The 18,204-nt window shown below is 63.9% G+C and carries 17 protein-coding genes; 8 read left to right on the top strand and 9 right to left on the bottom strand.

What is annotated here, in order from left to right; genetic code table 11:
• Positions 1–8: 8 nt before the first annotated feature.
• Positions 9–545 (top strand): pyridoxamine 5'-phosphate oxidase family protein, encoded by a 537-nt coding sequence (locus Q4S45_RS11840; protein ID WP_305504379.1) that lies wholly within the window; start codon positions 9–11, stop codon positions 543–545.
• A gap of 82 nt (positions 546–627) precedes the next feature.
• Positions 628–822 (top strand): DUF3606 domain-containing protein, encoded by a 195-nt coding sequence (locus tag Q4S45_RS11835; RefSeq protein WP_305504377.1) that lies wholly within the window; start codon positions 628–630, stop codon positions 820–822.
• A gap of 26 nt (positions 823–848) precedes the next feature.
• On the opposite strand, the gene Q4S45_RS11830 is transcribed toward Q4S45_RS11835, so the two are convergent.
• The 4 genes from Q4S45_RS11830 to dapC all read right to left on the bottom strand — a co-directional run bounded on the left by Q4S45_RS11830 (position 849) and on the right by dapC (position 6,027).
• Positions 849–2,609 (bottom strand): hypothetical protein, encoded by a 1,761-nt coding sequence (locus tag Q4S45_RS11830; protein ID WP_305504375.1) that lies wholly within the window; start codon positions 2,607–2,609, stop codon positions 849–851.
• A gap of 199 nt (positions 2,610–2,808) precedes the next feature.
• Complete coding sequence (locus Q4S45_RS11825) at positions 2,809–3,951, bottom strand: PilT/PilU family type 4a pilus ATPase (RefSeq protein WP_305504373.1); 1,143 nt, start codon at positions 3,949–3,951, stop codon at positions 2,809–2,811.
• Positions 3,952–3,961: 10 nt separating this feature from the next.
• Positions 3,962–4,789, bottom strand: a complete 828-nt coding sequence (gene dapD, locus Q4S45_RS11820) for a 2,3,4,5-tetrahydropyridine-2,6-dicarboxylate N-succinyltransferase (protein WP_305504371.1) — start codon at positions 4,787–4,789, stop codon at positions 3,962–3,964.
• 14 nt (positions 4,790–4,803) lie between these two features.
• Positions 4,804–6,027 carry a succinyldiaminopimelate transaminase gene (gene dapC, locus Q4S45_RS11815; protein ID WP_305504369.1) on the bottom strand — a complete coding sequence of 408 codons (1,224 nt, stop codon included), beginning with the start codon at positions 6,025–6,027 and terminating at the stop codon, positions 4,804–4,806.
• 192 nt (positions 6,028–6,219) lie between these two features.
• Between dapC and Q4S45_RS11810 the strand changes: the two genes are divergently transcribed.
• Entirely contained in the window at positions 6,220–7,782 is a 1,563-nt protein-coding gene (locus tag Q4S45_RS11810) for an FGGY-family carbohydrate kinase (protein ID WP_305504367.1), read from the top strand.
• A gap of 1 nt (position 7,783) precedes the next feature.
• On the opposite strand, the gene Q4S45_RS11805 is transcribed toward Q4S45_RS11810, so the two are convergent.
• The 3 genes from Q4S45_RS11805 to Q4S45_RS11795 all read right to left on the bottom strand — a co-directional run bounded on the left by Q4S45_RS11805 (position 7,784) and on the right by Q4S45_RS11795 (position 11,141).
• Positions 7,784–9,145, bottom strand: a complete 1,362-nt coding sequence (locus Q4S45_RS11805; protein WP_305504365.1) for a diguanylate cyclase — start codon at positions 9,143–9,145, stop codon at positions 7,784–7,786.
• Positions 9,146–9,371: 226 nt separating this feature from the next.
• The gene (locus Q4S45_RS11800) at positions 9,372–10,565 is read right to left on the bottom strand and encodes a PLP-dependent aminotransferase family protein (RefSeq protein ID WP_305504364.1); all 1,194 of its coding nucleotides are present in this window, start codon (positions 10,563–10,565) and stop codon (positions 9,372–9,374) included.
• Positions 10,566–10,679: 114 nt separating this feature from the next.
• On the bottom strand, positions 10,680–11,141 hold the full coding sequence (locus Q4S45_RS11795) for a RidA family protein (RefSeq protein WP_305504362.1): 462 nt from the start codon (positions 11,139–11,141) through the stop codon (positions 10,680–10,682).
• A 217-nt stretch (positions 11,142–11,358) separates the two neighbouring features.
• Here Q4S45_RS11795 and htpG point away from each other — a divergent pair, with 217 nt between their 5' ends.
• Complete coding sequence (htpG, locus tag Q4S45_RS11790; protein WP_305504360.1) at positions 11,359–13,272, top strand: molecular chaperone HtpG; 1,914 nt, start codon at positions 11,359–11,361, stop codon at positions 13,270–13,272.
• Positions 13,273–13,365: 93 nt separating this feature from the next.
• Here the strand turns inward: htpG and Q4S45_RS11785 are convergent, their stop codons facing one another.
• A complete protein-coding gene (locus tag Q4S45_RS11785) occupies positions 13,366–13,914 on the bottom strand; it encodes an alpha/beta hydrolase (protein WP_305504358.1) in 549 nt (182 codons plus the stop codon).
• 137 nt (positions 13,915–14,051) lie between these two features.
• On the opposite strand from Q4S45_RS11785, the gene Q4S45_RS11780 reads away from it, so the two are divergent.
• The 4 genes from Q4S45_RS11780 to Q4S45_RS11765 all read left to right on the top strand — a co-directional run bounded on the left by Q4S45_RS11780 (position 14,052) and on the right by Q4S45_RS11765 (position 17,273).
• Positions 14,052–14,966, top strand: a complete 915-nt coding sequence (locus Q4S45_RS11780; protein WP_305504356.1) for a hypothetical protein — start codon at positions 14,052–14,054, stop codon at positions 14,964–14,966.
• Between the two features lie 29 nt (positions 14,967–14,995).
• Entirely contained in the window at positions 14,996–16,309 is a 1,314-nt protein-coding gene (locus tag Q4S45_RS11775; protein WP_305504354.1) for a lipase family protein, read from the top strand.
• Between the two features lie 13 nt (positions 16,310–16,322).
• Entirely contained in the window at positions 16,323–16,787 is a 465-nt protein-coding gene (locus Q4S45_RS11770) for a hypothetical protein (RefSeq protein ID WP_305504352.1), read from the top strand.
• A gap of 84 nt (positions 16,788–16,871) precedes the next feature.
• On the top strand, positions 16,872–17,273 hold the full coding sequence (locus Q4S45_RS11765; RefSeq protein ID WP_305504350.1) for a hypothetical protein: 402 nt from the start codon (positions 16,872–16,874) through the stop codon (positions 17,271–17,273).
• Between the two features lie 83 nt (positions 17,274–17,356).
• Here the strand turns inward: Q4S45_RS11765 and kynA are convergent, their stop codons facing one another.
• Complete coding sequence (kynA, locus tag Q4S45_RS11760; protein ID WP_305504348.1) at positions 17,357–18,199, bottom strand: tryptophan 2,3-dioxygenase; 843 nt, start codon at positions 18,197–18,199, stop codon at positions 17,357–17,359.
• Between the last annotated feature and the right edge of the window lie 5 nt (positions 18,200–18,204).

Raw genomic sequence — 18,204 nt, 5'->3', positions numbered from 1 at the left:
GAGATGCCATGGATTCGATCAACAAACAGCAGCCCGAACACAATCACCAGGACCTCGCCGGCAAGGACGCGGTCGAGAAGCTGAAAAAGCTGGTCGAGGACGCCGACACCTGTTTTTTCTGCACCGCCGACACGGGGAGCGAGACCGGCGGCGCGCGCCCGATGAGCGTGCGCGAGGTCGACGACAATGGCGACCTGTGGTTCCTCAGCGCGTCGGACAGCCACAAGAACCTGGCGATCGGGCGCGACCCGGCGGTACAGCTGTATTTCCGCGGATCGGCGCACTCCGGCTTCCTCAGCGTGAAGGGCACCGCCACCATCACGCGCGACCCGGCGCGCATCAAGGCGCTGTGGAACTTCGTGCTGAAGACCTGGTTCACCGAGGGTGAGGACGACCCGCGCATCACCGCGATCAAGGTCACGCCGACCAGCGCCTACTATTGGGACAACAAGCACGGCAACGCGGTGGCCGGCGCCAAGATCCTGGTGGGCGCCGTGATTGGCAAGACCCTCGACGATTCGATCGAGGGAACGCTCAAGCCCTGATCGGCCGCTTGAGCTTCACCGCCAGTGCGTCACCGAACCGGCCAAAGTGCGAGACTATGGTTTCACGAATATCGGAGGAATCATGAGCGGCAATCCATTGGAGCCGGGCGCGCAGCCCGATGACCGGATCAACGTACTCGTCGAGTCTGAGCTGGCGTACTGGACGAAGGAGCTCGACGTGTCGCGCGCGCTGCTCGCCAGGGTGATCAACGAGGTCGGCGAGCGGGTGGAGGACGTCAAGCGGCGCATCGCCGAACTGAGCGAATCGGGAGACTGATTCGCCCAGCGCGCGATGGCGTGGCTTCACTTTTTGAATAAGGCGGCCATGCGACTCGCTTCGGCTGCCGACTGGCCGGGCGCCATTGGCGCCTGCACCACCTCCGGCGACTTCGGCATTTCTTCTGGCGCCTTGCCGGCGGAGCGAATCGACATGACTTTGTTAAGCATGTCGAACCAGAACGGCGCGCCCAGCGTGGCCGCGATCGCGGTGATCAGCCAGCCGAGCAGGTGATACCACACCGTGTCGAAGAAATTCTTGTCCCAATCCGGAATACCAAGGCGCATTTCCTGATCGGCCTGGGCTGCTGGTTCGCGCACCCAGCCGATTGGCAGCTTGAGCGCCATCAGCTGCTGCTGCACGCGTTTTAGCTGCGCTGGATAGCTTTCCCGGAGATCGACAGTGACGGGCGCGATCGCCAGCCCATCGGCTTTACCTTCGATCACCGCTTTCACGGGACGGTCGAGTATGTCCGTAGCGAGCGTGTAGTCGACGCTCGTGGCGCCCGGCTTGACCGTGACCGATTTCGGCGTGAATACGCCGCCCGGTGCGGTGGTGGAAAAAACGACGTCGACTTCCTTCTCCGCTGGCGATGCAAAGGTGAGTGTGCCCTTGACTGGCTCGCCGCCCGCCGTCACTTCTTTCTGCGCCGCCGGCTCTTTGGCTTTGGCGTCGACAAACGCCTGGGCCTGCGCGACCAGTCCGTTTCGAACCCCGGAGTTGGCGTCGAGGTAGCGGACAATCAGCAGCGCATCGACATTCATCAGCACTACCACCAACAGGCTGATGCCGAACGTGACTCCCTGCGCGCGCCGCTTGTACCAGCCTCCGACGCGGTCCATCGCATTGTTGAACCAGACTTCGATGTTCTGCTTGAATTTCTCGACGTCGTTGGCGGCATCGTCGAACAGCAGGAGCAGAGTCTGGCGCATCTTGTCATTTTTGAGTTCTTCGATCAGGTGGCGAACATAACCCGCCGGGATGCTGCGAATGAAGCGCTGCACGTCGGCTGCCGCATCGGCTACGGTGTATCCGGCGTCGAGCCGGGTCAGCACCATGTTCAAGTCCGCCTTGAGCATTTCCCCCACTGCGCCGGGAGGCACCGCGGCGATGGCGTCCACGGTCGCCTGGCGAATTTTCGCCATGCCCAAATTGCCGTTCTTTGCGCCTACCACCAGGTCGGAGAGGGCCGCCTTCGTCGCGGCCAGCGTCGGATCGGTAACAGCGCGCGTCCGGCCCTCCAGTTCGCCCAGCCAGCCGGCAAGTCGCCCAGCGTCGTTGCGGCCGAGGATGGCCGACAGCTGCTCCAGGTCTTTCTTTATGGCAGCCGCGGCCTTTGGCGGAAGGAAGGTGGGCAGGGAGGTTGCCATCTGGTCCACCGCGAGCTTGATGTCGGCCACCGCGGCGGCGCCTGTGGTGGCCATATCGAGAGACTGTTGCAACGCCGCCTCGGTTCGACGCAGTGCGTTGTCGGCGCCGTGCACCAGTTCCATGAGAATGTTGGCGAACACGCGCGACGGGATGTAGGAGGGGCCCGTGCCGAACAGGGGGCGGACGCCGGCCGCACTGGCTTTGTAGTCCTGAGTCGACCCTTCGATCAGCGGATGCTCGTACAACTGTTTCGCCCAGTCCGATCCGATCAGCCGGTGAATGCCGTATTCGAGCCATTTGGCGCGGGAACGGATGACGGCGGCGAGAAGTTCGTTGCCTGTCGTGACCAGGAGGCTCACCAGCAGGAAGACAAAAATGACGCCGATGACGGTATCGAGAACGCCGGATCCGAACATGCAACCTCCCGAGGAGAAACAAGTTGTCTCGTCGACGGAGGTGCGCGTCTGGCCGAGCGGTCGCTCAAGTATATGTGTAAAAAATCAAGATTATATTTAAATCATTGATCGAAATATATCGTTTAGGCGGGCAAAACTATGGGATATGCAGGGCGGGTGAAAATGGGGTCAGGTCCGCAGGACCAGACCCCCGAATCGCTCAGGTATTGAGGGTGAACTCGGTAAACGACGGGCCTTCTTCGGCCGGCTTGGACGCTTCCGGCTGCTGCGCGTCTTGTGCGGCAGGGCCGTTATTGAGCAGCCATAGCAGGTTGGTCGCCGAATCGGCATTGGCCAGCGCTTCCTCCTGCGTCACCAGGCCGCTGCGCACCAGCGCCAGGAGCGCCGTCTCGAACGTCTGCGAGCCGGGCGACAGGCTCTTGTCCATCGCTTCCTTGATCTGGCCGATCTCGCCTTTTTCGATCAGGTCGGCGACGTAGCGCGTATTGACCATCACCTCGACCGCGGCCTGGCGCGTGCCACCGGCGGCGGAACGCACCAGCCGCTGTGAGACAATCGCCCGCACCGCCGACGACAGGTCCTGCAGCAGCGCCGGCCGGTTCTCGATCGGGTAGAAGCTGATGATGCGATTGAGCGCGTTGTAGCTGTTATTGGCATGCAGCGTGGCCAGCACCAGGTGGCCCGACTGCGCGTACGCCAGCGCCGCGGCCATGGTTTCCTTGTCGCGGATTTCGCCGATCAGGATGCAGTCCGGCGCCTGTCGCATCGAGTTGCGCAGTGCCGTGGCGAAGTCCAGCGCGTCGCTGCCGATCTCGCGCTGGTTGACGATCGACTTCTTGTTCTTGAAGAGGTACTCGATCGGGTCTTCCAGCGTCAGGATATGGCCGGCGCGCAGCTCGTTGCGGTGGTCCAGCATCGAGGCGATGGTCGTGGACTTGCCCGAGCCGGTGGCGCCCACCAGCAGCATCAGGCCGCGCTTTTCCATGATCAGTTCGGACAGCACCGGCGGCAGTCCCAGGTCGCCCAGCGCGGGGATCTGCGCCGGCACGAAGCGGAACACCGCCGAGATGCTGCCGCGCTGGCGGAACGCCGACAGGCGGAAGCGTCCCAGGTTGGGCACCGAGATGCCCATGTTGAGCTCATTGGTGCTCCCGAGCTCCGCCATCTGCGCCGGCGTGGCCACTTCGGACAGCAGCGACTCGATGTTCTCCGGCTCGAGCCGCTGCTGGTTGATCGGGATGAGGTTCCCGTTGATCTTGATGTGCACCGGCGAATTCACGGCGAAGAACATGTCCGACGCGTTCTTCTCCTTCATCAGCTGGAACAAGCGGTCCATCGCCATGATTCGCTCCTTAGATACCGCGCAGCAGTTCGTTGATGCCGGTCTTGGCGCGGGTCTTGGCATCGACGCGCTTGACGATCACGGCGCAGTACAGGCTGTACTTGCCGTCGTCGGACGGCAGGTTGCCCGAGACGACCACCGAGCCGGCCGGCACGCGGCCGTAGGAGATTTCGCCGGTGGCGCGGTCGTAGATCTTGGTCGACTGGCCGATGTACACGCCCATCGAGATCACCGAGTTTTCCTCGACAATCACGCCTTCGACGATCTCAGAGCGGGCGCCGATGAAGCAGTTGTCTTCGATGATGGTCGGATTGGCCTGCATCGGCTCGAGCACGCCGCCGATGCCGACGCCGCCCGACAGGTGGACGTTCTTGCCGATCTGCGCGCACGATCCGACCGTGGCCCAGGCGTCGACCATCGCGCCTTCGTCGACGTAGGCGCCGATGTTGACGAACGACGGCATCAGCACCACGTTCTTGGCGATGAAGCTGCCGCGGCGCGCGGTGGCGCCCGGCACCACGCGGAAGCCGCCGCGGGCGAAATCGTCGGCCGTGTAATTGGCGAACTTGCCCGGCACCTTGTCGTAGAACTGCATGGCGTCGCCGGCGGCCATCACGCTGTTGTTCTCGAGGCGGAACGACAGCAGCACGGCCTTCTTGATCCACTGGTTGACCACCCAGTCGGCGCCGGTTTTTTGCGCCACGCGCAACGAGCCGTCGTCAAGGCCGGCGATGACGTGGGCGACCGCGTCGCGCAGTTCGGCGCTGCCGTTGGCTGGAGTGATTTCGGCGCGCTGTTCCCAGGCCGTGTCGATGATGCTTTGCAGTTGTTGGGTCATGATGTCTTCTGATTCTAGTGGGAGGATGCTTTGAGGGCGGTGCAAAACTGGACGATGCGCTGGGCTGCTTCGAGGCCTTCGTCGACTTCGGCCACCAGCGCCATGCGCACGCGGTTTTCACCCGGGTTGATGCCGTGCGCGCTGCGCGCCAGGTAGCTGCCCGGGAGGACCGTCACATTGTATTCGGCATACAGGCGGCGGGCAAATTCGGTGTCCGACAGGCCGCTGCGGCGCACGTCAGCCCACAGATAGAAGCCGGCGTCGGGCAGTTCGACATCGAGCACCTGGCGCAGCAGCGGCGTCACCAAGTGGAATTTTTCCTTGTACTTGGCGCGGTTCTCGATCACGTGGGTCTCGTCGCCCCAGGCCGCGATCGACGCGGCCTGCACCGGCGGCGACATCGCGCCGCCGCAGTAGGTGCGGTAAAGCAGGAATTTCTTCAGGATGGCCGCGTCGCCGGCCACGAAGCCCGAGCGCATGCCGGGCACGTTGGAGCGCTTCGACAGGCTGGAGAACACCACCAGGTGCTTGTACGGATGCTCGCCGCCGCTGCGGCCGAGCGCATGGGCCGCTTCGAGCGCGCCCAATGGCGGCGCGCTGCCGTGGTAGATCTCGGAGTAGCACTCGTCGGCGGCGATCACGAAGCCGTGGCGGTCGGCCAGTTCGAACAGCTGGCGCCAGTCGCCCAGCGAGAGCGTGGCGCCGGTCGGATTGCCCGGCGAGCAGAGATACAACAGCTGCACGCGCGGCCAGACGTCGGCCGGCACCTTGGCGTAGTCGCAGGCGAAATTGCGGGCCGGCTCGGAATTGACGAAGTACGTCTCGGCGCCGGCCAGGTAGGTGGCGCCTTCGTAGATCTGATAGAACGGGTTGGGACAGATGACCAGCGCCTGCTGCGACGAGTCGATTACGCAGTGGGCGATGCCGAACAGCGCCTCGCGCGAGCCGTTGACGGGCAGGACCTGGGTGGCCGGGTCGAGCGGCGGCACGCCGTAGCGCCGTTCCAGCCAGCCGGCGATGGCCGCGCGCAGCGGATCGCTGCCGTGGGTGCTCGGATAGTTGGCCAGGCCCTGCACGCTGTGGGTCAGCGCGCGCTGGATGAAGGCCGGGGTGGGGTGCTTCGGCTCGCCGATGCCAAGACTGATGGGCGTGAAGGCCGGATTGGGCGTCACGTCGGCAAACAACTGGCGCAGCTTTTCGAACGGGTAGGGGTGAAGTTTTTCGAGTTGTGGATTCACGGCGGTACCAGGGTTAGCGTGGTGCGACATAGCGCTGTCATTATAGCGCCGATGAAACCACTCGGCCGGTAGCCGCCGGGACCACTCTCTGGCATGATGCAACGCGAAGATGGGGTCAGGTCCGCAGGACCAGACCCCGACCACCACAGCCGGGGTCTGGTCCTGCGGACCTGACCCCATTTTCAAAGAGCCATGCCAGCTAAAACCATCCTCGCCATCGACAACGGCACCCAGAGCGTGCGCGCCATCCTGTTCGACCTGGATGGCGAAATCGTCGCCAAATCGCAGATCCACCTCGATGAGTACCATTCTACTCAACCGGGCTGGCACGAGCACGACCCGGAAGGCTGGTGGCAGGCCGTGTGCGAGGCCTGCCAGGGCTTGTGGACGCAGCCCGGCGTGAACAAGGACGGCGTGCAGGGCGTGGCCGTCACCACCCAGCGCGGCACGGTGGTCAGCCTCGACGCGCAGGGCAAGCCGCTGCGTCCCGCGATCACTTGGCTGGACCAGCGCGTCACGGACCAGCTGCCGCGGGTAGGGCCGTGGTGGCGCGCCGCGTTCCGCCTGGCCGGCCTTTCCGCCACCATCGACACCTTCCGCAGCCAGGCCGAGATCAACTGGATCCGCGCCGAGCAGCGCGAAATCTGGGACAGTACCGACAAGTTCCTGCTGCTGTCGGGCTGGCTGAACTACCGGCTGTGCGGCCGCTTCGTCGATTCGGCCGCGGCGCAGGTGGGCTATGTGCCGTTCGACTACAAGCGCCATCGCTGGGCCGGCAAGCGCGACTGGAAATGGCAGGCGCTGGCGATCGAGCCGTCGATGCTGCCCGAGCTGGCGCCGCCCGGAAGCCGGATTGGCGCCATCGACGCGCAGGCGGCCGCCGCCACCGGCATCCCGGCCGGCACGCCGCTGCTGGCGGCCGCCGCCGACAAGGCCTGCGAAGTGATCGGCGCCGGCTGCATCGAGCCGCACGTCGGCTGCCTCAGCTACGGCACCACCGCCACCATCAACACCACCGGCAGGCGATACGTCGAAGTGACCCGCTTCATTCCGCCGTATCCGGCCGCGATTCCGGGCGCCTACAGCACAGAGGTGCAGATCTTCCGCGGCTTCTGGATGGTCAGCTGGTTCAAGGAGCAGTTCGGCCACCACGAACGGGCGCGCGCGCTGGCCGAGGACGTGGCGCCCGAGCGGCTGTTCGACGAACTGGCCGCCGCCGTGCCGCCCGGCGCGATGGGGCTGATGCTGCAGCCTTACTGGACGCCGGGGATCAAGGTGCCGGGGCCGGAAGCGAAGGGCGCCATCATCGGCTTCGGCGACGTGCACACGCGCGCGCACATGTACCGCGCGATCTTGGAAGGGCTGGCGTACGCGCTGCGCGAGGGGAAGGAGCGCATCGAGCGGCGCAGCGGCGTGGCGATCACCGAGCTGCGGGTGTCGGGAGGCGGCTCGCAAAGCGACGCGGCGATGCAGCTGACCGCCGATATCTTCGGCCTGCCGACGGCGCGACCGCATTTGTACGAGACGTCGGCGCTGGGCGCGGCGATCGATGCGGCGGTGGGGCTGGGGCTGTATCCGGATTTCGCCAGCGCGGTCCAGGCGATGACGCGGGTGGGCAAGGTGTTCGAGCCGGTGGCTGCCAACCGGGCCATCTACGACCGGCTGTACCGCGAGGTGTACCGCAGGATGTACGGGCGGCTGCAGCCCATGTACCGCAGGATCGCCGCGATTACCGGCTACCCGGCGCCGCGCTAGCTCAGATCATCAGCGAGACGGCCGAGTCCCAGGCTGGGCCGGCCTGCTCGATCGCCATGACGCGGTTGCGGCCCGCTTCCTTGGCCGCGTACATCATGCGGTCGGCGGCCACGAAAAACTGCTCGATGCGGTCGAACTGGGTCGGCGCCATGGTGGCCACGCCGATGCTGGCGGTGAGCCACGGCGACGTCGGCGAGCGCGGGTGGGGCAGCTGCAGCGATTCGACCAGCGCGCGGATCGACTCGCCCAGCACGGTCGCCGCGGCCAGCGTGGTTTCGGCGAACAGCAGCACGAACTCCTCGCCGCCGTAGCGCGCCGCCAGGTCGGTCGCGCGCAGCGCGCGCGACTGCAGCGCGGCCGCCACCTTCTGCAGGCACAAGTCGCCGGCCGCGTGGCCCAGGGTGTCGTTGTACAGCTTGAAGTGGTCGACGTCGAGCACCACCAGCGACAGCGGCAGGCCGCTGCGGATCGCGCGGTGCCATTCCTGCTCCAGGAAGCTGTCGAAGCGGCGCCGGTTGGCGATCTGGGTCAGCGAATCGACCAGCGCGGCCTGCTGCAGCGCCGTTTCCGAGCGCTTGTGGTGGGTGATGTCGTGCAGCAGGCCGACGAACAGCGTCTCCTCCGCGATCATCGGCGTGACCGTCAGGTCCATCGCGCGCAGGGCGCCGTCGCGGTCGCGGATCAGCACTTCGCGCGCGCCGGCCAGCGGCACGTCGTGCGGATTGGCGAGGCAGGAGGCGAAGTAGTCGAGATATTCCTGGGCCAGGCTCCCGCCCAGCAGGTCGGCGATGGGCAGCCCGGTCAGTTCGGCGTGGCCGTAGCCGAGGTAGCGTTCGCAGGCCGGATTGCTGTACTGGATGCGGCCGTTCGCCTCGATCACCATCAGGCCTTCGTCCATCGCGTTGACGATCAGGCGCAGGCGGTCGGCCTGCTCCTTCTGGGCTTCGCTGGTGCCGCGCATCTGCAGCTGGGCGCGCACGCGGGCGCACACTTCGGCCATGCGCAGCGGCTTGCCGATGTAGTCGGCGGCGCCGATGTCGAAGCCGGCGACGATGTCGTCGGTGTCCGAGCGCTCGCTCATGAAGATCACGGGAATGGCGTCGGTGAGGGGATGCTGCTTGAGCTTGCGGCAGGTGTCGAAGCCGTCCAGGCCGGGCATCACGACATCGAGCAGGATCAGGTCGGGGCGGACCCGCTCGGCGATCGAGATCGCGCGCTCGCCGGTGGTGGCGACAAAGGTCTGGTAGCCCTGCTGCGCCATCATGGTCCGCAGCACGCCAAGCGCGTCAGGGGCGTCGTCGACGATCAGGATCGCGGGACGGCGCTGGGACGACGGGGAAGGGAAGGCGGCGGGCAGGCTCATGCGACAAAATCATACCCCGTTTGATCTTTTACGGGAATAATACTTGCCTATAGGTTATTTTTCCATGTTGTGCCAGAACAACCGGATGGTTACAACGGCGGATGGACGCGGGGTAGTGAACATGGCGGGGAAGGGGGCTGGGCCCGCGGACCCGACCCCATTGTAACTTGCGCAGTTGACATCCACCCTAGGGTCCGGTCCGCAGGACCAGACCCCGCCTTCCGGCTTACAGCAGCGCCGAAATCAGCTTGCCGAGGATGGCGATGCCTTCGCGGATGCGCTCCGGCGACACCGTCACGAACGACAGGCGCAGCGTGTTGGTCTCCGGCTCGTTGGCGTAGAACGGCGCGCCCGGCACGAACGCGACCTTGGCGGCGATCGCCTGGTCCAGCAGCTTCATCGCGTCGATGCTCTTCGGCAGAGTCACCCAGATGAACATGCCGCCTTCCGGGCGCGTCCAGCTCACGCCCTGCGGGAAGTGCGCGTCCATCGCGTCGAGCATGGCCTGACACTGGTTGGCGTACAGGGTGCGGATGGTCGGGATGTGGCGGTCGAGGAAGCCGTCCTTGATCACCTCGTGCACCACCATCTGGGTCAGCTGGGCGGTGTGCAGGTCGGCCGCCTGCTTGGCCAGCTCGAGGCGGCGCACCAGCGGCAGCGGCGCCACGACGTAGCCGAGGCGGATGCCCGGGGTCAGCACCTTGGAGAACGAGCCCATATAGATAACGCCGTCCGGGTTCATGTTGAGCATCTTCGGATACGGCTCGCCCTTGTAGCTCAGCGCGCCGTACGGATCGTCCTCGATCAGCGGCAGGTTGTGGCGAGCGCAGGTCTCGACCAGTTCGAGGCGGCGCTCGACCGACAGGCTGCGGCCGGTCGGGTTCTGGAAGTTCGGCAGCGCGTACAGCATGCGCGCGCCTTCGGCCACCTTGTCGATCGAGGACGGCACCAGGCCATGCTCGTCGGTGGCGACCGAGGCGAACTCGGGACGGTACACCGAGAACGCCTGCAGCGCGCCCAGGTAGCTCGGGGTCTCGACCAGCACGCGGCTGCCTTCGTCGATCAGCACTTTGCCCAGCAGATCGAGCGCCTGCTGCGAGCCGGACGTCATCAGGACCTGCTCCGGCAGGATCTTGCAGCTTGCCGTGGACAGCGAATTGGCAATCCACTCGCGCAGCGGCGCGTAGCCGTCGGTCGGGCCGTACTGCAGCGCGGTGCGGCCGCTGGCCGACAGCACCTTGTCGAAGGCGGCCTTCATTTCCTCGACCGGGAAGGTGTCCGCCGATGGCAGGCCGCCGGCGAACGAGATGATCTCGGGACGCTGGGTGACCTTCAGGATTTCGCGGATGAACGAGCTTTGCATCTGGGCGGCGCGTTCGGAGAAGTGCCAGGTGATCGGGTGGGGATGTTCAATTTTCATGCTGGTCTCACAGAGGAAGCGGCCGCGTCGATGCTTGGCCATTAAGAACCGGCCGGGTAGGCGGCTCGTTGAAAGGCGGCGCTGGGTAAGCGCCGCCCGGATAGGGCAAAATACTTAGGCGACTTCGACGATCATTTCGATCTCGACGCAGGCGCCGCGCGGGATCTGGGCCACGCCGAAGGCCGAGCGGGCGTGCTTGCCGGCGTCGCCGAACACTTCGCCCAGCAGCTCGGAGGCGCCGTTGGTGACCAGGTGCTGCTCGGTGAAGTCGGGGGTCGAGTTCACGAGGCTCATCAGCTTGACGATGCGCTTGACGCGCGACAGGTCGCCGCCGACGGCTTCCTGCAGGGTGCCCATCAGGTCGATGGCGATGGCGCGCGCGGCGGCCTGGCCGTCGGCGGTGGTCTTGTCCTTGCCCAGCTGGCCCACGTTCGGGGTGCCGTCGGCGTTCTTGGCGATGTGGCCCGAAATGAAGACCAGGTTACCGGTTTGCACGTACATGACGTAGGCGGCGACCGGAGCGGCCGGCGGCGCCAGGGTGATGTTCAGGTCTTTGAGTTTTTGTTCAATGGTCATGTGCGCTCCTGCGGTTGGGTGAAGAAAGGCGGTATTGTACGCTTCTATAAGTGCAATGTCGTACCTGCGCAGGCAGGTACCTATACCCGGCATGCAATGCGGCGGAGCATATGCAGCATGGGTACCAGCCTTCGCAGGTACGACGCGCCTCTTGAAATGGCCGTATTGACCCCAACATTGCCAAAATCCGTTCAACCTGACTCATACGAGGAATAATATGGCAGTCGCCGAAAAAGAAACCCTTGGCTTCCAAGCGGAAGTGAAGCAATTGCTGCAGTTGATGATCCACTCGCTGTACTCGAACAAGGAAATCTTCCTGCGCGAGCTGATCTCGAACGCGTCCGACGCCGCCGACAAGCTGCGCTTCGAGGCGATCAACAACGACGCGCTGTACGGCAATGACCACGAACTGAAGATCGTCGTCAGCTTCGACAAGGATGCCAAGACCATCACCATTTCGGACAACGGCATCGGCATGAGCCGCGACGAAGTAATCTCGCACCTGGGCACCATCGCAAAGTCGGGCACCAAGGAATTCTTCGGCAAGCTCTCGGGCGACCAGCAGGCCGACGCGGCCCTGATCGGCCAGTTCGGCGTCGGCTTCTACTCGGGCTTCATCGTCGCCGACCGCATCATCGTCAATACCCGCCGCGCCGGCGCCTTCGCCTCCGAAGGCGTGCGCTGGGAATCGCGCGGCGAGGGCGACTACTCGGTCGAATCGATCGACAAGCCGAACCGCGGCACCGACGTGATCCTGCACCTGCGCGCCGGCGAGGAAGAGCTGCTGTCGTCGTGGAAGCTCAAGTCGATCATCCGCAAGTACTCCGACCACATCTCGCTGCCGATCCAGATGCGCAAGGAAGAGTGGGATGAAGAGAAGAAGGAAACGGTGGTGAAGGACGACTTCGAGACCGTCAACCAGGCCAGCGCGCTGTGGGCCCGCAACAAGGCCGACGTGACGCAGGAAATGTACGACGAGTTCTACAAGCACGTGTCGCACGACTTCCAGGCGCCGCTGGCTTACACCCACAACCGGGTCGAGGGCCGCAGCGAATACACCCAGCTGCTGTACGTGCCGACGCACGCGCCGTTCGACCTGTGGGACCGCAACAAGCGCGGCGGCATCAAGCTGTACGTCAAGCGCGTATTCATCATGGACGACGCCGAGCAGCTGATGCCGGCCTACCTGCGCTTTATTAAAGGCGTGATCGACTCGAACGACCTGCCGCTGAACGTCTCGCGCGAGATTTTGCAGGAGTCGCGCGACGTCAAGGTGATCCGCGAAGGCTCGACCAAGCGCGTGCTGGGCATGCTGGAAGAACTGGCCAACGCCGACGAGCAGGAAAAGAAGGACAAGTACGTCACCTTCTGGAAGGAGTTCGGCCAGGTGCTGAAAGAGGGCATCGGCGAGGACGCGACCAACAAGGACCGCATCGCCAAGCTGCTGCGCTTTGCTTCGACCGTCAACGACAACGGCGACCAGACCGTGTCGCTGGCCGACTACATCGGCCGCATGAAGGAAGGCCAGGAGAAGATCTACTACGTCACGGGCGATAACTACACCGCGGCGAAGAACAGCCCGCACCTCGAGATCTTCCGCAAGAAGGGCGTCGAAGTGCTGCTGCTGACGGACCGCGTGGACGAGTGGATGCTGTCGTTCCTGACCGAGTTCGAAGGCAAGGAGCTGGTGTCGGTAGCCAAGGGCGGCCTGGACCTGGGCGCGCTGGAAGACGAAGCCGAGAAGAAGGAGCACGAAGAGACCGAGACCTCGTACAAGGAGCTGGTCGAGAAGATGAAGGCGGCATTGGGCGACAAGGCCAAGGACGTGCGCGTAACGTTCCGCCTGACCGATTCGCCGGCCTGCCTGGTGGCGGACGAGCACGAGCTGTCGGGTAACCTGCTGCGCATGCTCAAGGCGGCGGGGCAGAACGCGCCGGAGTCCAAGCCTATCCTCGAGATCAACCCGAACCACCCGCTGGTGACGCGTTTGAAGTATGAAGACGCGGAAGGTTCTCGCTTTGCGGACTGGGCGCACATCCTGTTCGACCAGGCCATGCTGGCCGAAGGTGGATCGCTGGCCGATCCGGCGACCTTCGTCAAGCGCCTGAACGAAATGCTGCTGGCGAAGTAAACGAAGTGGGGGGGACTGGTCCTGCGGACCTGTCCCATGTTGCCGTTACCGCTGTTGAAAAAGGGGACAGGTCCGCAGGACCAGTCCCCTTCTTTATTTGCCGAGCTGCTTGCAGAACTCCAGCAGCATCTTCTCGCCCTCCGGCCACGCGCCAAATCCGCTGGCGCCATTGATGTGCCCAGCCGCCCCGATCTCGACAAACTTGCTGCCCCACGCCGCGGCGAACTGGCGCGCGCGCTCGATGGTCACGTATTCATCGTTTTCACTGGCTACCACGATGCTTGGAAATGGCAGCTTCTGCATCGGCATGGGCGCAAAGCCGCTGGCCTCCTTCGGGTACAACGCCGCCTCGACATCGCTCGGCGCCACCAGGAAAGCGCCGGCAATCTTCAGGGACGAGCCTGACGCGGCCCAATGCGCAACCAGCGCGCAAGCGAGGCTGTGCGCCACCAGGATCGGCGGCCCCTGATCGCTGCCCGCGATCGCCGCGTCCAGTTCCGCCACCCATTCCTCGCGTTCGGGATTGTTCCAGTCGCGATGCGGCGCGCGCTGCCAGGCGGGGTACTTCTTCTCCCAAAGCGTCTGCCAATGCTGAGGCCCGGAATTCCATAAGCCGGCCAGTGTCAATACGTCGCAATCCATAGATCCTCCCGCAGTCGAAGCGCCAGCGCTGATTGTACGTCGCTTCTTTCATTAGCCGTGTCAACCCGTCAGAACTGCTAATAGACCGACGCGCAACGCTTGGCTAGCCTGAAAAGCCGTCCTCCCGGAAACATTCTATGAACCGATTACCCGTCATATGCGGCATCGCGCTCCTAAGCGCCATTGTGCTGGCAGTGGCGGCAGGACCGATGGACCAGAAAGGTGGGCAAGGCATGTTTGGACTGTTTGGCGGGAACAAGACGACGGAGACCGCAACCGCGATCGCGCCGGAAATTGGCGCGCAGTTGCAAGCGCAGAGCGCAATGCCGCAGGCAAGCGGCTCGGCGCCGCAACAGCGTGATTTCGAATGTACGGTGGCCGAGTATCGTGGACACCCGCCAGGCGGAGAGTGGGTGAGCGAAGCCGTCAACGGTGAAACCCAGCCCGTGTACATCATTCCCGCCGCCGGCGGACGACCGGCCCTTGCGATCCTCGCCGACCCTCAATATCGCATGCAAATATGGGAGCTCTCTGATGGCAAACCAGCGCGGTTTGTCAAGCAGCGCTCCGTCTCACTCGACCCGGCTCAGGGAGCCTGGGCCATGTACTTTGCAATCGAGGTCGCATGCCTGCCTGGCCATCAGGTTGCAGTGGCAGTCGGCTATACGGCCCCGGCGATGAAGAGGGCCCTGTATCTGTACACACCTGAATCGAACGAGTTCCGCCGCGTTGACGCTATCGAGTCGGACAAATCAGGTCCTCCGCCGTTCAGTTCCTTCGAAACGCTGACGATTTCGCCCACCGCGAAGTTGGTGAACTATCGCACCGGCGTCCTCCGTCTCGGCGCTGAGAACTACGTCTACCAACACAACCACATCCTGCTGTTTTCGCCAAATCATCCACATGGGCTCGAAGTCATCAAGCTCGGTCTGGATGACGGAAATCTGCGCGAATGGACCATGCAAGGGAAAACCCTGTGGCTGCGAACGCACGATAAACGCAAGCAGCCGAAGGACTTTATCTGGTCGCTTGATTTGCACCGTGTGCTCTGAAGTTTGCTAAATCGAACGGAGGATTCGTCATGCCAGTCATGGATGTGCTGACCCCGCAAGAAGCGTCGTTCATAGCGACAAATTGCTATTTCACGCTGAAGGATTGGATCAATAACGCGCCGACAGCGGGCACCGAAACGATGGCGAACATTCACAATCGTGTCCTCGGCGCAGGTACTGCAGGCAAGCCCAATCCGCAGGCAGTCAATCCGAGCTTGAAGAGTACCAGTCTCGCCGGCGGAAAACTGCACGCCGTCGTTGACGGCACAACCGGCATGGGCACGTGTACGGGTTTCGGTTATCTACTTCGAGTGAACAAGGGGCACGACCGGCACGCAATTATCGCCACGCGCGGCACGCGGCCGGAATTGGGTGCGCCCGACCTGTTGACCGATGCACGCGCGGCAATGACTGGTTTCGGTGATTATGGACCGGTGCATAAAGGCTTCAAGAAGACATTCGACAGCGTGTTAAGTAATCTGGCGCGAGATAATCGCGTGGTGATGGATGCCGATGTTGTGCATTGCGTAGGACACAGCTTGGGAGGGGGCGTTGCGACGCTGCTCGCAGCCCATTTTGCGCGGCAAGGGAAGCAGGTCAGGCTTTACACCTTCGGAAGTCCGCGTGTCGGCGCCTTCATGAGTTACTCCGCAATGCATCAAACCATCGGGAAGCAAAATATCTACAGGGTTGCTCACGACCTCGATCCGGTTTCGTTGGTCGGCCCCTTCCCGTACATTCACGTGAATCCGGCGGTCGCCGATGAAAACAACATGACTTTACCGTCGCGCACCGGCTCGCTGTTCTCCACAGCAAACCATGACATGGCCGCGTACATCGATTCCGTCGCCGATAAGCCGCGAGCGACCTGGGATATGGCGCGCAGCCTTGCCAGGCAAACTGACCACGATAACTGCGTTCTGGCCAAATGGCTCCTGCATGACAGCGGCGAATCGGGCTGGGTGCAGTTTGCATCGGCCAAAACGCTTGGCATTCTGTTCAAGCTGTTTTCCCATGTCCTGAAAGGCATCAGCACCTCCCTGATCCTGGGACTGACGGCGGTCGACCTGCTGGCCGAAATGCTCCTCAACGGGATGACCAAAGCGGCCCTGCTCGGCGAACAGATATTCACGCTGTTGCGTCATGCCGCAACCTGGGCCGGCATCACCGTCAGCAAAGGTGCGCAATTTACGACGCTGATCATCGGTCGCATTCTCTCGACGATGCTCTCGCGCCTTAACTCGATGGCGATGCATGCGATCCATGCGGGCGCGAACCATTTGGTCGCCATGCCATTGGCCATCGCCGGCGGCTTCGCGTTGGCGCACAGCGTAGCGTTATAGACGGAGGCAGGAAATGGACCGTGACTCGTTCGAGATGTTACGTCTTAACGCAATGCGCCTGGCGGATATGGCGCTCGAGCAATTGGCCGCCGAAATAGAATCCGTGGAGGCTCCAGCAACGCCGGTGCTTTCCGAGCCCGAGCGCGAAGCCAAAGCCATGGAACTCCTGGGACAATTGGACCCGGCAGAATTCATGGATGGATGGAAGGGCGGGCCCGAATATGAGGCTCAGATGCGCCAGGGGCTCGCGGAACGGGAGCGCGGCGATACTTTCGAGCCGCCGCAACTGCCGACGCCCGACATGGCCTCGCTCGACCGCATGGTCAAAGCGCTGCCGCCAGACTTGCCGCCGCTTACCCGGGCGCTGGACGAGCACGAACTTGCGCAGTGGCTTCCAACGTACAACGCCTTCGATTCGCCGCTCCACGAACTGATTGGAACAATCCTCGGCCTGCGTGAATTGGAGAGCAACCCGTAAATGAACCGTGGCGCGGCCCTTACAGCGGCCTTGATCGTGGGTGCCGCGGCCGCGAGCTGCGTCAACAGTGGAAAGGAAGGCGCCATGACGCCCACCCCTCAACCGAGCGCCAGCCGTGTGCCCGCACCGCGCGTCGCGCCCGTATTCATCGGAGGAGTACGTTACGCCCAAGTCGCCGGCAACCCCGACACGGACGGCCAGGTGGGCGGCATGCTGGCCGCGTTTGACGCGTCCAGCCGGGAGTTGTGGCGCCTGAAGGTCTACGAGAATGCACGCCGCCCCGATTTGGAAGGCGATGTGCAGGATGTCTGGTTCCGTTCCTTGCGGGTTCAAGGCGAGCGGCTGCTGATCGAAAATGAGCGCGGCGAGCAGTTCGAGGTCGATCCGGCGGCGCGGCGTGTCCTGGGCCGCCATGCGCCGGCCACGCAACCAAAATCCGACATCGATCCCATCTCGGGCCAGCCGCGCATCCGCCTGCCGGAGTGAGAGGGCGGACTTGCTGCGCGACCGCAGCCGGCCCAGTATAGGTTCCTGCCAAGAGGGGCGCCGAGCCCAGGAACGACAAGCTATCAGAGCGCCGTGCGCAGCGAGAACAGCTCCGGGAACAGCACCACGTCGAGCATCTTGCGCAGGTAGCTCACGCCAGCCGTGCCGCCGGTGCCGGTCTTGAAGCCGATGATGCGCTCGACCGTCGTCACATGGCGGAAGCGCCAGAAGCGGAAGGCCGTCTCCAAATCCACCAGCTTCTCGGCCAGTTCGTACAGCGCCCAGTGCTTGTCCGGCGCCTGGTACACGCCCAGCCACGCGGCCTTGACCGAGTCGTCGTGGCGCGTCGGCAGCGTCCAGTCGGCGTTCAGCCGTTCCGGAGAAATCTCGAAGCCGCTGCGCGCCAGCAGCATCACCGCTTCGTCGTACACCGACGGCGCATGCAGCTCGCGCTCGAGGATCGCGTGCGCTTCCGGCACCGGCGTATGCACGGCCAGCAGCGCGGCGTTCTTGTTCCCGAGGATGAATTCGAGCTCGCGGTACTGGTGCGACTGGAAGCCCGACGAGGCGCCCAGGAAGGGCCGGATCGCCGTGTACTCGGGCGGCGTCATCGTCGCCAGCACGTCCCACGCATGCACCAGCTGGTCCATGATACGCGCCACCCGCGCCAGCATCTTGAAGGCCGGCGCCAGTTCGCCCGCGCGCATGTTGGCGCGCACGGCCTGCAGTTCGTGCAGCATCAGCTTGAGCCACAGTTCGCTGGTCTGGTGCTGGATGATGAACAGCATCTCGTTATGGTTGGGCGAGCGCGGATGCTGGGCGTGCAGGATCTGGTCGAGCCCCAGGTAGTCGCCATAGCTCATCGCGCTGCTGAAATCCATCTTGGCGCCGTGCCATTCGGCCGCGGGCTTTTTGTCTTCACTCATATATG

This window comes from Massilia sp. R2A-15, from assembly GCF_030704305.1.
In the GTDB taxonomy this organism is placed as follows: domain Bacteria; phylum Pseudomonadota; class Gammaproteobacteria; order Burkholderiales; family Burkholderiaceae_D; genus JAFCUW01.
The sequence above is the reverse complement of the archived record's forward strand: the minus strand, read 5'-3'. Positions and strand labels throughout refer to the sequence as shown.